The organism is Candidatus Hydrogenedentota bacterium (genome assembly GCA_012523015.1).
GTDB lineage: Bacteria > Hydrogenedentota > Hydrogenedentia > Hydrogenedentales > CAITNO01 > JAAYBJ01.
The window spans coordinates 1-15,433 of record JAAYJI010000338.1 but is presented as its reverse complement, the minus strand read 5'-3'; the positions used below and the strand labels follow the sequence as shown (position 1 = coordinate 15,433).

Below are 15,433 nucleotides of genomic sequence, written 5' to 3'. Positions count from 1 at the left end.
CCACTTCTCCTGTTTCGGGACTGTGTCGCCCGCATCTTCACTGACGCCGGCATCACGTTTTAAATTGATGGCTTCCACAAAAATACGGTTGTCGTCGGCCTTACGCAGAAATATGGTGCGATAATCCGCTGTCTTTCCAAAGAGAATATTCACGACAGGCGCCTCTTCATCTGCTTTAAAAGCCTGCACGTGAAAGGCTTTGTCTTCAGACAAATCATAATCAGCCAATTTCGCTTCTGTATCGGCTGTTGCCCGCGGTTCCCCTTTTAAGCTAAGCAGTTGATCGACAAATTTATCGACCGTTTCCGTATTGCCCGGCGCATCAAAGAGGCTTGCGATGCTCCAACTGTCCTGCTGTCGCTCCAACACCACTTTTTCATCAGGTTCGGCGCCGGCAAATAATTCTATCCGCTGGATGGTATTTTTTTGAATGCCATCGGCTACCAAGTTTTCCAAACCAATCTGAGTCGCAAGGGGCATGGGCGGTTTAACATTCATCTTTTGCCAAACCACAACCCCCACAAGTATGGCCAAAATCACAAGGAAGGATAGGAGTGTTTTAACTTTCATAATCGTATTGCATCCTTATGGTTAAGAATATTACTCAGGTTTCAATTATTGCTTCTCGACATTGTTCTTAGACGCTATAGCAAGGATATAGGCGTTTCTGCCGCGACGACGCACCACAAAGCTGCCTATACCAATGGCTGCGAGCAAGATATTGGCAAGACCGTAGTTCGCCAATTGCCACAAGGTACGCTGCCTCTTGGAAGGTTTCGTGATAAGCCGGTCTATGGGTTTAGCGCCGCGCACATTGACCAAATTTTCACTTAAGGTTACGGCGTCAACACTATTCAGGAACAGGTCCAAATTAGCAGCCTGCAGGAAGTTTTTACGGAAGACCTGAGAGCATCCCATGACAATCAATTGGCCCGGAGCCGCATCTACAGCAGCGGCAGGAGCCTCTTCTTCCTCATCTTCAGGTTGGGGCGGCATACCGGGCTGTTGTTGCGGCACAGGCCAAGAGGGCCGTTCCGCGTCGGCATAGGCATCCGGGAATTGTCCCTTTGCCCGAACCATGAGCGGAAAGGATTTGCCTGAATCCGGAGCTTTAAAAGAATCGGAGGTGAGCGCCGCATCTTTGGCTATTGTCCACGCCTTATCGCTGGAATTCATCAGCGTTTCCACATCCAGATTGTTTTCCTCAAGCTTTGCATTATCAAGCGTGATGGCGGTACCCCATAAATAGAGGATAGCGGAAAGCCGGTTGGTGATGGAGGTCTTTTCGTTCATGGAACTGCTGTTGACCAAAATATGTGTGGGCAAATCGAAAGGCTGCCCCATAAGCGCTCCCAACAAACCCCCTGATTGACTTTGCACCGTCAAGGCGACATGATTCACATCCATTAGAATGTCTTCACTGACAGCAAGACCGTATTTTTCAAGAAGGCTATTTATTTCGGGATTTTCTTCTCGACGGGAAACACGGTTTCCGCTCCGCGTCGCTTCATACTCCCATTCATATTGCTGAACCGCCATAACCACGGATTTACCAGAATACAAAGCGCGATTAATTTCCCAGCGCTGACGGTCATTAAGACTGCGGGGATTCACGACGACCAACGAGTCGTAGTTATCGGGCAAGGGGCTCTCTTTGGTCATATCAACGCGTCTGACATCATATTTTTCGGAGAGCAGCACCTGTTCCAAATACTCATAGGGATCTTCTGATTCGGGCACTCGCTGACCCATTTGCATGAGCATCTGACGCATTTGTGGATCGATATTGACCGCTTCTTTGGGAGCCACTAAGGCGACAACCGGCATCTGTTCCCGCGTCAATTTATAGATGGTATTGACCATCTGGTATTCCAGGTCGAACAACGTGTCCGGCATGATTTGCGGAATGATTTCTTCTGCTTTATCTTTATAGCCGACCCCAACACTGCAGTAAATTATTTTGTTGCTGACTTCGTCCTCGCTCATGGCGCGCACACTGAAGGGCTGCACACCCTTATCCAACATACGCTTTTCAATGGCTTCCTCTTCATCTTTTGATTCTTCTTTGCCGAAACTTTCGCGTTCTGTGGAAATCACATTTGCCGCTTCTAAATAGACGGTGGCATAGTTCAAGCGACCTTGGGAAGCCAGACGCAGTTCTTCCATTTTATCGACAATGTCGCGCTCAATGGTGCGCATGGCAGTAGGCATTTTATCGCGGGGCGTAACATAAAGACGCAACTGAATTTCACTGTCTGTTTCCGCCAAGATAGCCCGTGTCGCCGGGGAAATGGTATGAATTTTATCTTCGGTAAGGTCAAAGCGTTTAATGCTCGTACCCGCCATTAGATAATTAAACAACATGCCGATGGTCACACAAAGCACCACCATAATCATGAACATGAGCCGCGCTTTGGGCCGATTTCTTCCGTCGATAAAAAGCACGTTCAAGGTGAGAAAGATTGTCGCCCATACCACGAAGAATAAGACGTCGGCAAGATCTACAACACCGCGCACGAGGGGCTGGTAGTGGGTGAAGACGCCGAAAATATCAGACAACAAGGATCCCAATCCCGCGACGCGCCCATCAATATAAGACGCGATAAAATCTGTGCCCAGCAAAAAGAAAAGGAAACAGCTGAGCAAGGTAATGACAAATGCGACAATCTGATCCTTGAAAAAACCGCTGAACAGGATGCCCAAAGCTAAGAAGCAGCTGCCCATGAGTAAGGTGCCCAGATATCCGCTGAAGATAACGCCGTTATCGGGATTACCCAAGGAAATCAGCATGGTAGGAATCGTGAAAGTAGCGGCCAAGGCACAGACATAGAAAAAGACGGCGGCCAAAAATTTTCCAATTGTCAGTTCCCAAGCCTGCATCGGAAAGGTTAAGAGCATCTCCCAGGTGTTTTCTTTGCGCTCTTCCGCCCATATACGCATGGTCACGGCAGGAATAAAGACACACAGCAGGAGCGGTAAATTTTCAAAGTAGGGGCGCATGTCTGCTACGGGAAAAACGAAGAAGGAGGTGACGTAGAGACCCACGCTCATGGTTACGAAAACCATAATAAAGATATAGCCGATGGCGGACGTGAAATAAGCGCCCAAATCTCGGCGAAAGATGGAAACGATATTGCGCATGACGATATTCTCCTAAGATCATTCAGCTTTGGCTGAGGATTTTTCGGTTAAGGTCAAAAAGGTCTCCTCCAAGGAGAGCGGCCGATCTGCCAACTCACGTACCCGCCACTGCTTCTCCCTTGCGAGGGTATTGAATTCGCGCCAAGGATTACGGTCGACAGCGCTGTGGAGGACAAAGGAAACGCAGCCCTCTGACTCTTTTTCAAAAACGACCTGTCGCACACCTTCCAGTCCGCTCAGGAGTCGTTCCGTTTCTTCCCGTTGTCCCTCAATAGAAACAGCGAGCCGTTCGGAGTGCTTTGCTCTGGCGCGCAATTCGTTAATGGTACCGTTCCCCACTATTTTGCCGCGATTGATAATAACAATACGGTCAACAGTCGCCTCCACCTCCTGCAGGATGTGGGTAGAGAGGATCACGGTTTTATCCTCAGCCAAATCACGGATCAAATGACGGATCTCAAGAATCTGATGGGGATCCAAGCCTGAAGTAGGCTCGTCCAAGATAATCACATCGGGGTTGTGTACCAATGCCTGTGCCAGCGCCGTACGCTGTTTGTAGCCCTTGGATAATTCACGGATGACCTTACGGTACATGCCGCGGAGCCCACAAGTATCAACGACGGAGTTCATCCTGTTTTTTAGGGTTGCACCGCGAAGACCGCGTGCCCGCGCTACAAATTCCAAATAGGATCGAACTTCCATATCCATATAAAGGGGCAAAATTTCAGGAAGATAGCCAATGGATTTCCGTACTTCAAGAGGATTCTTAAGTACATCCACCCCATTGATCTCCGCCGTCCCCGCCGTTGGATATTGGTAAGTCGTCAAAATCTTCATCGTTGTAGATTTGCCTGCGCCGTTGGGACCAAGCAGTCCCACAATCTCGCCGCGGTTAACCTCGAACGACACATTTTCCAGAGCCCTGACAGGCCCATAGTCCATTGTTAATTTGTTTGCTTTTATCATGTACCTTTTCTCCACTATAGGGATTCACAACCATTGATATGACGCGTCCACCCCTGCTGTGTAAGCATACGCATTCGCTCTTTATTAAGCAAAAGTTGTGCCACAAATACTTTTTAGGCAAGACACCCACTTAGCTTATATTAACATCTATGCTATCAGGTAGATAGAGATCGAAGACTGTATCTTTTTCTTTGGAAAGTTACCGTATAAAGCGCCTTATATCAGGTATACGACCAAATTTGAGGTGTTCTTTTAGGCTTAATACGCTTCTTTACAAACTGCGTATTTGAGCCAATTTATGAATTCACATTCGCGAATATCATCATCAATGACATGCTCATCTATCTTCAATTGCCAGCACAAATATTTGATAGCAGGATCTTTATAAATGGCTTCCAGGTTATCGGCATATTTTGCCATATCCTGTTCGTCTTTAAACCATCCCTGATCGATTAAGCGCTGTGCACGAGCACGAATAAGGCAGGCCATCTCTTGCAGATTATACTCAGGATGATATTGGGTTGCCCAAAACACGCCTTTTTTATAGCTAACAGCAACCGCCTGTACAGGACACCAATAATTCAACGCAAGGACTTCAGCACAATCCGGCACTTGAGACACATAGTCATCATGACTGACAAAGTGAGAGAAGACGGGCGGTTTCCCTTTCATCATGGGATGGGTCTTGCCTGCGTCTGTCACCCGAATATTTAAGGCGATCCCCATTTCACGTCCTTTCGGATGGGGCTCGGTCACGCCGCCTGCCACAAAAGTAGCCAGTTGAATTGCCCAGCAACTGCCAAATTGGGGGACGCCCGCTTCATAAGCGCGCTCAACGAGCCGCAAATGACTTTGTACGCGCGGATCATCATCATGATAAATGGTCAGATTACAGCCGGGCCAAATGACGCCTGCGTATCCTTCCAGTGCCTCATCAGTGGGCGGCTCCGCGCCGGGATCGCTGCTGAACCAAATGTCATACTCTGCGTCGGGCATGCGGCGCTTCAATAACTGTGCGTATAAATCGCCTGCCAAGGTCATCTTGACACGGTCAAACTCAGCACGACTCTCTTGAGAATATCCATCAGGAATTAAAAAACGTAAAGGCTTGCTCATGAAATGATCTTTCTCCTATTGAACATTGTTGCGTACGTTACCTGCGTCTCATAAACCGGATTCAATTCCGGCAACTTCATTTTATATGTCATTAAATCGATGCCCCGCTCAAAGCAATTCACCAAAGAACTGATACACGCGGTCTAAAAATCCCGGATACATTTCATGACCGAAATCAGGGTATAAGACTCGTTCTCGTTTTGCATTAATTTTATTGTAGGCAGCGAATTGCGTGGAAGGCGGGCAAATTTCATCCATCAGTCCAATTGCCATCAAGGTCTCGCCTTCGATTCGACCTGCAAGATGTTGGCAATCAATATAACCCAGCCGTGTAAAAATTTCTTTTTCTCGTTCGTGACGCGGATCATAGAGTCTGAAAAAAGTCTTCAACTCCAAATAAGCATCCACAGCGAGATCCATTTCCCACACGCGCTGATAATCACAAAGAAAAGGACACAAGGGCGCAAGCCGTCGGATCCTTGGTTCCAACGCGGCACAAGCAAGCGTCAACGCCCCGCCTTGAGAATTTCCCATGGCGCACACCCGTTGCGAATCCACTTCCGGGAAGTCCATGACAATTGCGGCAAGGGCGGCTGTGTCCAAAAAGACATGCCGAAAAAACAACTTGTCGGGATCATCATCCACGCCGCGAATGATCTGCCCCGTATGGGTGTTTCCTTTCACGCCGCCGGGATCTTCTGACAATCCGCCTTGCCCGCGCACGTCCAAGGCAACCACGGAAAAACCCATGGCTGCATAGCCGAGTTTGTCTTGCCAGTCTCCGGAACTGCCCGTGTACCCATGAAAAAGAAGCACGGCCGGATGCGGCGAAGCAGCTTTTTTAGGCCGCAAATACTTCGCATGAACACGGGCGCCGCCGGTACCGTTAAAGTACAAATGGAAACACTCGGCGAAAGGGGTTTGAAAATCTGCGGGAAGCAATTCCACATTGAAATCCAAATGCCGAATTTCGTCGAGGCCGCGATCCCAGTAGGCGTCAAAGTCATCGGGCTTCGGATTGGTGCCGAGATAGCATTCCAATTGTTCCAACGGCATTTCAAATTGCGGCATCGTGGCGACTCTCCAACTAAAGAAAAACTTTTCCGAAAAAATTAGGATTCCAAGGATTTCAGTACTTGCGCCAAATCAGCGTAATCGTTGCATACCGCATCCGGTATGTGCCCATCAAGGGGTCTATCTTTTACAACGGTCAACAATACGCCTCGCGCACCAACCTTGTGAGGGCCGCCAATGTCATTATGGGGGCGGTCACCGATATGGACAATATCTTCCACCGCGACCCCAAAATGTGACGCCACAGATTCGAATAAGGCAGGATGAGGTTTGCTGTATCCGATTTCATCAGAAAAAACGAAATAGTCAAAATAAGAAAGTAAATTGTATTTTTCCAAAATAGCGCGGAGATAGCGTCCGGGCGAAAAGATAGCGTCTGAAATAACGGCTAGTTTATAACGGCCATGCAGTTCAGCCAAAGCCTCTCCCACGCCGGGCGCGAGATCAGGACTCGTATCCAATTCCATGCGCTCAATACCATCTACTACAGCATCCAATTCTGCAGGCGCTAAGCTGCGCTTTAATCCTTCAAGAATAACTTGAACACGTTCTTTCGTGGTCCACGTGACGAATTGTTCGTGCCACACTTTACGAAAGGCTTGATCTGCTACATCAAAGGCAAGATTCACAGATTCTCGATCTATAGCGCCGTGCCGCGCCAGCGCGTCAAAGAGCAGCTGACGTCGGGCCACAGGCTTGGGGGCTAATCCTGCTGCCGCCCGCTTCGGCTCATCGCTTTCATCACAGAACACACAATCCCACAAATCAAAAGTTACTACGCCAATGGGTCGACCGGCCATAATAAACCCTCCGCTTCTATTTTATATACGCCTACGCCAATGTTACAGGAACCATGTCTACGCTACAGGAAAGAGCCTAAGCTTTGCAATTTCCAGCGAACTATCATATCATATTGACCTGCCTCATTTCCGTTATAAACATGGTATCAGGGTATAAAAAAAAGAGGTATAATCACGCTAATACTGCAAAAAATAAACTGGAAATAATGGGGGCAATTATGGGATAATTAGCATGCAGATGCGTTGTTCCCTCCGTTCCAATCCATCCTGAATGAGAACGAAGATTTGACAAAAACCCCTAAACGATAGGAGAATATTAATTATGACGGCAAAAGTAGATCCGGAAACTTGTACTGGTTGTGGTGATTGCGTCGACGAATGCCCCACAGAAGCAATCGTAATGCAAGATGATAAAGCCGTTGTGAACGAAGACGAATGCATCGACTGCGGTGCTTGCGTTGACGTGTGCCCGACGGAGTCAATTACGATGGACTGAGTCATCACTTCGGTGATTGACTGCCCCGATATTTTAATGCGATGCAGTTCTTTTTGAATTGCATCGCATTTTGTTTTGTGTCTCTACCTACCTACCGGTTTATAAAGATGCACAATTTCGACCCAAAAATGTGCATTAAAGAAGCTATTTTAGCCGTTTAACGAGAAACAATTACTTTAAATTCAATATGATAGAAAAATAACCTTACTGTCCTTGAAACGAGATCAGCTTTCATCTTATCATGATATTCAAGGCGCAAATAAATACGGTGTGCTGTAAAATTCGATATTTTGTTGATCGTCAAAAACCAAGCAATACTCAAAAGTTTTTGAACTTACCCAAAATTAATTGTTTGACAACATGGAATGGGAGCATTGGTACTGATCATGACGGCAAAAGTAATACAGCCCTCGAAACCTTCCGGATTTATAGAGATTGATCCTGAAAAATGCAAAGGGTGTTATCTTTGCATTCCCGCCTGCCCGCCCAAGCTTATTCATAGCGGTACAGCGTTGAATAAAGCAGGATATTATCCGGCGATACCGGGCGATATGACAAAGTGCACCGCTTGCGGTCTGTGTTGGCAGGTTTGTCCCGATGCAGCGATAACGGTCTACCAACATATCCACGAGGAGGCATCATGAGCGCTATCTTAGAACGCCGTCAATCCTCTTCCAATAGTCTGAGCTTAGTGCAAGGAAATATTGCCCTTGCTGAAGGTGCTGTCCAAGCGGGATTAAACTGTTATTTTGGCTTCCCCATTTCACCGCAAAACCAGATACCGGAATATTTATCGCGCCGCTTGGTTGAGACGGGCGGTGTCTTTTTACAAGCGGAAAGCGAGCTGGCAGGGATTAACATGGTTTTGGGCGCAGCAGCGGCAGGCGCTCGGGTTATGACCAGTTCTTCCGGTCCGGGCATCTCACTCATGCAGGAGGGTATTTCCTTTCTGGCAGGTTCTCAGCTGCCCTGCCTTATTGTTGATGTCATGCGCAGCGGTCCCGGCTTGGGCGGTATCAAGCCCACCCAAGCGGATTACTATCAAGCGACGCGGGGCGGCGGACACGGCGACTATCGAACCGTCGTCCTTGCCCCATCCACAGCCCAGGAAATGTTTGACTTCCCTTTGAAAGCCTTTGAGATTGCGGAGCGCTACCGCAACCCGGTGCTGATCCTTAGCGACGCGATCCTAGGTCAATTAAAAGAACCTGTTTGTATGCAACACGACCATGAGCCCCTTATTCCGCCCAAGGACTGGGCACTTGCAGGCGCGCACAATCGGCCTGCACAAAATATACGCAGCATGTTCTTATCGGGCAATGATCAAGAATTGCACAACAATGTGTTGTGGGAAAAATACAAAGTAATTGAGAAAGAACTCCCTGAAGGGGAGGAACTTTTTGTAGAAGATGCAGAGCTGCTCCTTGTTGCCTTTGGTTCTGCCGCACGGATTGCTTTATCCGCTCTTCGCGCCGCCCGTGATGAATCGCTGCGCGTGGGTTTGTTCCGTCCCATAACTTTGTATCCCTTTCCATCAGAACAATTGTGCCAATTGACCACGTCCATCAAACGCGTGCTGGTTGTAGAAATGAATATGGGACAAATGTTGGATGATGTGCGACTCTCTGTTCCTGATGATATTGAAGTGCGTTTCTATGGGCGTCCCGGCGGCGGTGTGCCTACCCCCAGCCAGATTCTCGAAAAAATAAAGGAGTGCTGACCATGGCCGTTAAGCCTATTTACAGCCGACCTCAAAGCTTGTGTGACAAAGCAACCCATTACTGTCCCGGCTGCGGACATGGCGTTGCCCATCGGCTCGTTGCGGAAGCACTGGATCATTTCCGGCTGCAAGATAAAGCTGTTGGTGTTGCTTCCGCCGGGTGCAGCGTCATGATGTACGATTACTTTGATGTGGATACGGTGGAAGCGGCTCACGGACGCGCCTTGGCAGTTGCCACAGGCATGAAACGGGCCAATCCCAATCTCGTTGTTTTCACCTATCAAGGCGACGGCGATCTCGCAAGTATCGGCATGTGCGAGACCATTCACACAGCAAACCGCGGCGAAAAAATTACGGTGATTTTTATTAACAACGCCGTATAAGGCATGACAGGCGGGCAAATGGCGCCCACCACCCTTCCGGGTCAGAAGACCACAACGACTCCTTTCGGCCGTTCCCCCGAAAGGGACGGCAATCCGATTAAAATGGCGGAATTACTGGCCGGTTTTGACGGCGTTGCCTATAGCGAGCGCGTGGCGGTATTCAACGCCAAGCAGGTAATACGTGCGCGCAAAGCCGTCTTCCGCGCTTTCGAAGCGCAATTATTGGGATCAGGTCTCGGCTTCGTGGAGATCTTGTCGCCCTGTGTCACCAATCTTAAATTAAGCCCGGCGGATGCGCAGGCTTGGGTTGCTCAAGAAATGTGCGCTGTTTTTCCCTTAGGTTTATTTAAAAGCTCCGACGGTAGAAAAAGCCCGTCCTTTTCGGAAGCTCTTATATTGGAAGGAAGCTGTCCCCATGAATCATGAATGGTTGGTCGCCGGTTTTGGAGGGCAGGGAATCTTGTTTTTAGGAGATCTCCTTGCTCGGGCAGCATTACGCCAAGGACTTCAGACCAGTTACATGCCCACTTATGGCGTCGCTATGCGCGGCGGCACCGCCAACTGTGTGGTACGCCTCTCCGATACTACGATTGGTTCTCCACTTTTTGATGAACCTGACGCGGCGATTTTGCTCAACCAACAATCCTTCTCCCACTTCTTGCCGACAATGCAAGAAAACGGGCTCATTATTGCTAATAGTTCTATGATTACTCCGGAAACTTTCGCAGACAGCACTGCGCTTCGTGTATTATATGTACCGGCGACGCAATTGGCACGGGACGCTGCAGGCACGGAACAAGCAACAAATATGGTTGCATTGGGAGCCTTCTTAGCCGCAGAACCCACTTTGGAAATTGCAACGCTAATCCAAATTCTGGATGAAGAACGCAACCCCAAGAAACAAGAGTTGGTCCAAACCAACAAAACCGCGCTGCAGGCTGGGATAGCATTTATTCAGGGCTTAAACTAAAACTTGAGCAAAGGACACAGCACTGCGTGACGTTGAGTTTTGGTACAGAAGCAGTACAGGAAAAAGCACTATGAATTTTTTTGAGCGTCTAGGTATTTACGCCCATGTGTATCAATGGAGAATGAATTGGAACAAACGTAATTTAAAGTATCCGATTCCGGTGAAAGATAATCCCAAATTTATGAATGCTTGGGATGCGGTACAACTAATTCCCGACAATGCGGTAATTGCTTGTTCCGGCATGGGCGGCAATCAACGATGCTCTCTTTTATACTGGGCGATTCGAGATAGCTTTGTGAAAACAGGACATCCTAAAGGACTCACCGTATTGACTGTTGGCGGTCAGGGCGGACGCGGACGCGTTCCCGGCACCCTTGAGGAATTGGCTTTATCCGGCCTGAATACACGCTTGATCACCGCCCATACCGAAACCTTTAAACAACAGCATCGCCTCGCAAAAGAAGGCCATCTCGAACTCCAGTGCTCGCTCATTGGCGTCATGTCTTTTATGTTCCGCGAACAAGCCGAAGGCAGAAATTCTTTCGTCACAGAAACGGGCATCGGCACCTTTATCGATCCTCGTGTTGGACAAGGCTCACCCATTTGGCCGACTGATGCCGAACAATTGGTTGAAGTGCCGGAAGACGGCAAACTCAAATTTACCATGCCCTTTATTGATACAGCCGTGTTCAACGCGCCTGCAGCGGATGCCAAAGGAAATATTTATTTTAAAGGCTCCGCTGTTATTGGAGACGCCATATATATTGCCAAAGCCGCCAAGCGTAATGGCGGGCGCACCCTCGTGAATGTTGGGAAATTGGTGGAAGAAGGATACGATAACAACTATCTGCCCGCTTCCGATGTAGACGCCATTGTGTATTGGCCTGAAACAGAACAAACGGCTACGATTAAACATCGCAAATACTGGGATTGCTTTACACCGTTGAGCACCACGGACACGGATAAGGGATTGAAGCGTGCGCGGCTCATCAACAATATTCTAGGCGTTATGTCCAAACGCAAGCCCATTGATGATGCCTTGGCACGGCTCGCGACAAAAGTATTTGCTGACCACGCCAGGCACGGCGACTATGTGGATATAGGTATTGGTCTGCCTGAAGAAGTAGCACGGCTCCTATACAAAAGCGGCGTCATGAAACAATTAAATATGCTCACGGAAGCAGGCGCCATTGGCGGTGTAGCGGCACCGGGCGTTTTCTTTGGCGCGGCCATTAATCCAAGAGAATTGATCCCTTCCGCCCACGTCTTTGACATGATGTATAAACGGCTGGACTGGGTTATATTGGGCGTGATTGAGGCAGACAGCCAAGGCAATGTGAATGTATCCAAGCGCGGAGAATTGCCCATGCAGCATGTGGGCCCCGGCGGATTCATTGACTTGGTTACCTGTTCCAAGTCCATCTTGTTCTGCTCAGCCTGGGGCGCCCACGCCAATGTGGAAGTACAAGGCGACAAAATTAAAGTGATCGATCCGGGCAAACCTAAATTTGTGGATAAAGTTGATGAAATAACCTTTAACGGTCAGGAAGCGCTCAAGCACGGAAAAGAAGTTTTTTACGTTACCTATGTAGGCGCATTCAAACTGACAAAACGCGGCATGGAACTTATGTATGTCATGCCGGGCGTGGATATACAAAAAGATATTCTTGATGCCTCGCCCATGAAAATTGTGCTGCCTGAATCCGGAACACCTTTAGTCGTTGGACGCGACATCATAACGGGTGAAGGATTCCAATTTGAATTGCAAGAATAGCGTGCAGCGCTCCTTTTCCATTTGTTCAATACAGGTCATGGGTCAAGCAAGATAGAAGCTAGGCAGCTGCGCTGTTGATCGTCATCTACTAACAAAGGAGATGAGCCATGAACACTGTTGAAAAAATCAAGTTATGGGCGCAAGTACTTCGTTGGCGGCTAAACTGGAACAGATTCAATATCCACTATCCTTCGCCGGTAAAAGAGAACTCCAAATTCATGACGGCGTGGGAGGCGGCAGGGCTCATCCCGGACAATGCCGTAATGGGAATTTCAGGCATTGGCGGTAATCAGCGCCCTGCCCTCTTATATAGAGCTATCCGCGATCACTTCCTAAAGGCAAGGCATCCCGCCAATCTGACTGTCGTCGGTATCGGCGGACAAGGCGGCCGCGGCCTAGTTCCCGGAACCGTGGAAGAGCTCGCTGTGGATGGGTTAAACACGCGCATGATTGTTTCCCATACAGAAATGTTCAAGAGACAATTGCAACTTGCCCAAGAAGGGAAGCTGGAATTGCAATGCAGTCTCTTAGGTTCTGTTACACACATTTTTCGTGCCCAAGCCGAAGAAGGCGTCAATTACATCATCCGTGAGCATACCGGGAAAGGAACCTTTATCGATCCACGCGTCGGCACAGGCACACCTGTTGCAGGAACCGGTACCGATCAATGGGTCGAGGTGCTGGAAGACGGACGATTTAAATATTCGCTGCCCTATATAGACACCGCCCTTTTCTCCGCTGCCGCAGCAGATCGCAAAGGCAATATTTACTTTAAAACCGGGTCCGTCATCTGTGAGGCTTTTTCCATTGCAAAAGCAGCCAAACGCAACGGAGGCCGCTGCATTGTGAATGTGGGGATGATCGTCGAAGAGGGATTCGACGAAGAATTTCTCCCCAAAGAATATGTGGATGCTGTTGTCTATTGGCCCGGTACCGAACAAACAACTACCATCAAACAAAAACACTACTGGGATTTTCTTACCCCCTTCAGTACAACCCCTATTGATAAGGGGCTCGAAAAACTGAGGATGATCAATAAAATTTTAAAGATTACGCCAGAACGATTTGCCATTGATGACGCCCTCGCCCGACTGGCAACCCACATATTCGCGTTGAATGCGCGCAAAGGGGATCATGTGGATATCGGATTCGGTCTTCCCGAAGAGGTGGCACGCCTGCTGTATGAAAGCGGCGTCATGAACGATCTATACATGATTAACGAAAGCGGCGTCTTTGGCGGTGTGTCTGCGCCCGGTATCTTTTTCGGAGCCGCCGTAAATCCAAATGAAATCGTGACGACCAGCGTCGCTTTTGACCGCATTTATGAACGGCTCGACTGGGTCATTTTGGGCGCGTTACAGGTAGACAATCAAGGCAATGTGAACGTCTCTAAACGGGGAGAAGGTGCTAAAAATCACGTAGGTTCCGGCGGCTTCATCGATCTCATTACCTCATCTAAATCCATCCTCTTTTGCTGTAACTGGGGAGAAGATGCGGTTGTCGAAATCCGTGATAATAAAATCAACATTATTGAAGCGGGCAGACCAAAGTTTATTGAAAAAGTGGATGAAATCACCTTCAACGGATCCGTGGCACTGGAACAGGGAAAACAGGTCTTTTATGCTACCCCTGTGGGCGCTTTCCGCCTCACTGCCAGAGGCATGGAACTGACCCATGTTATGCCCGGAATTGATATACAAAAGGATATCTTCGACTTCTGTCCCATGAAAATATTCCTGCCCGAAGAAGGAGACCCCATACTCGTCGGCGACGATGTGGTGAGCGGCAAAAACTTCCGCTTTGCCCTTCAGGAGACGGCAGAATAAGCTTCCCATACACAAGCTGCTAAGCACATTGAATTATCTGCCTGTTTTTTGCTACACTTTCCGAGATGGATTCTTTGCCCGGGTGGTGGAATTGGCAGACACGCTAGACTAAGGATCTAGTCCTGGAAACAGGGTGCGAGTTCAAGTCTCGCCTCGGGCACCATCTTCCCACCTACTATCTCCCGCAGTTCCAAGGGAATCAGCTAAAATCAAGCAGAAAATAGTTCTTTTTTCCCGTTCTCACGACCATCATATCACCGGACAACAGACAGCTTGACGTCAATTTTTGATCTTCCCCATCTATGCGAGAATTATTGATATAAAGACCGCCGGAACGGATCAGACGCCGCCCTTCCCCTTTACTCTTAAATACTTGCGCTTCAACCAGCGCATCTAAAAGTAAAGGTTCTGTATTCAACACCTTAGCTGATAACTGAGCGCTAGGCACTTCACTGAATACGTCTTTAAGCGTGGCAGCATCCAACCGGCTGATATCTCCGCCAAACATAGCGTTGGATGCGTGTTTCGCGTTTTCCAGTGCAGTATCGCCGTGAACCAGCTTTGTCACTTCTTCCGCCAGCTTTTTCTGTGCAGCTCGTTCCTGTGGTTTCTCTATGACTGCATTCTCAAGAGCGTGCACTTCTTCCTCTTCGAGAAAGGAAAAGAATCGAAGATAGCGCCCCACGTCTGAATCAGACTGATTCAGCCAGAATTGATAAAAGCGATAGGGAGAAGTACGGTTTGCGTCCAGCCAGATATTGCCCCCCTCCGATTTCCCAAATTTTGAGCCGTCCGACTTGGTTACCAAAGGAAAGGTCAACCCATACGTTTCTGCATTGGCCAAACGTCTGCTGAGATCCATTCCGGACACAATATTTCCCCATTGATCGGAACCGCCTAATTGAAGACGACAGCCATAATGTTTGTTCAGATAGAGGAAATCATAGGATTGCAGCAAAATATAAGAGAATTCAGTGTAGGAAATTCCGCGCCCCTCTTCGTCCAGACGCACACGTACCGTTTCGCGGTTCAGCATCATATTTACAGAAAAAAACTTGCCTACATCACGCAAGAAATCCAAAAGCTTCACTTCCCCGAGCCAGTCGCCGTTATTGAGCAGTTTCGCCGCATGAGGCCCGTCAAAATCAAGGAAGCGTTCCAGTGGCT

At 48.5% G+C, this 15,433-nt stretch carries 13 protein-coding genes, 1 tRNA gene and 1 pseudogene; 8 read left to right on the top strand and 7 right to left on the bottom strand.

The annotated features are described in order from the left end of the window. From GX117_14645 to GX117_14620, 6 genes are all read right to left on the bottom strand, one after another. Positions 1-570: DUF4340 domain-containing protein (locus tag GX117_14645; GenBank protein ID NLO34565.1), on the bottom strand; the 570-nt coding region annotated here is incomplete at its 3' end. A 45-nt stretch (positions 571-615) separates the two neighbouring features. Beyond that, entirely contained in the window at positions 616-3,141 is a 2,526-nt protein-coding gene (locus tag GX117_14640; GenBank protein ID NLO34564.1) for a hypothetical protein, read from the bottom strand. Between the two features lie 18 nt (positions 3,142-3,159). Then, positions 3,160-4,107, bottom strand: coding sequence for an ATP-binding cassette domain-containing protein (locus GX117_14635; GenBank protein NLO34563.1), 948 nt, complete (start codon positions 4,105-4,107; stop codon positions 3,160-3,162). Between the two features lie 258 nt (positions 4,108-4,365). Then, positions 4,366-5,223 carry a type 1 glutamine amidotransferase gene (locus tag GX117_14630; protein ID NLO34562.1) on the bottom strand — a complete coding sequence of 286 codons (858 nt, stop codon included), beginning with the start codon at positions 5,221-5,223 and terminating at the stop codon, positions 4,366-4,368. Between the two features lie 108 nt (positions 5,224-5,331). Next, complete coding sequence (locus tag GX117_14625; protein ID NLO34561.1) at positions 5,332-6,294, bottom strand: acetylxylan esterase; 963 nt, start codon at positions 6,292-6,294, stop codon at positions 5,332-5,334. 41 nt (positions 6,295-6,335) lie between these two features. Continuing rightward, entirely contained in the window at positions 6,336-7,097 is a 762-nt protein-coding gene (locus GX117_14620; GenBank protein NLO34560.1) for an HAD family hydrolase, read from the bottom strand. 322 nt (positions 7,098-7,419) lie between these two features. Here GX117_14620 and GX117_14615 point away from each other — a divergent pair, with 322 nt between their 5' ends. The 8 genes and pseudogenes from GX117_14615 to GX117_14580 all read left to right on the top strand — a co-directional run bounded on the left by GX117_14615 (position 7,420) and on the right by GX117_14580 (position 14,429). Next, complete coding sequence (locus GX117_14615; protein ID NLO34559.1) at positions 7,420-7,593, top strand: 4Fe-4S binding protein; 174 nt, start codon at positions 7,420-7,422, stop codon at positions 7,591-7,593. Positions 7,594-7,979: 386 nt separating this feature from the next. Continuing rightward, positions 7,980-8,237 carry a 4Fe-4S binding protein gene (locus GX117_14610; GenBank protein ID NLO34558.1) on the top strand — a complete coding sequence of 86 codons (258 nt, stop codon included), beginning with the start codon at positions 7,980-7,982 and terminating at the stop codon, positions 8,235-8,237. Next, on the top strand, positions 8,234-9,313 hold the full coding sequence (gene vorB / locus GX117_14605) for a 3-methyl-2-oxobutanoate dehydrogenase subunit VorB (protein ID NLO34557.1): 1,080 nt from the start codon (positions 8,234-8,236) through the stop codon (positions 9,311-9,313). The genes GX117_14610 and vorB overlap by 4 nt, the downstream gene beginning before the upstream one ends. Positions 9,314-9,315: 2 nt before the next feature. Further along, positions 9,316-10,122: pseudogene (locus GX117_14600) on the top strand (2-oxoglutarate oxidoreductase). Next, entirely contained in the window at positions 10,112-10,666 is a 555-nt protein-coding gene (locus GX117_14595) for a 2-oxoacid:ferredoxin oxidoreductase subunit gamma (protein ID NLO34556.1), read from the top strand. The pseudogene GX117_14600 and the gene GX117_14595 overlap by 11 nt, the downstream one beginning before the upstream one ends. 70 nt (positions 10,667-10,736) lie before the next feature. Next, the gene (locus GX117_14590) at positions 10,737-12,440 is read left to right on the top strand and encodes a hypothetical protein (protein NLO34555.1); all 1,704 of its coding nucleotides are present in this window, start codon (positions 10,737-10,739) and stop codon (positions 12,438-12,440) included. Positions 12,441-12,547: 107 nt separating this feature from the next. Further along, complete coding sequence (locus GX117_14585) at positions 12,548-14,266, top strand: hypothetical protein (GenBank protein NLO34554.1); 1,719 nt, start codon at positions 12,548-12,550, stop codon at positions 14,264-14,266. A gap of 76 nt (positions 14,267-14,342) precedes the next feature. Beyond that, a tRNA-Leu gene (locus GX117_14580) sits at positions 14,343-14,429 on the top strand. Between the two features lie 36 nt (positions 14,430-14,465). Here GX117_14580 and GX117_14575 read toward each other — a convergent pair. Next, on the bottom strand, positions 14,466-15,433 hold a 968-nt coding region (locus GX117_14575), incomplete at its 5' end, for a tyrosine--tRNA ligase (GenBank protein NLO34553.1).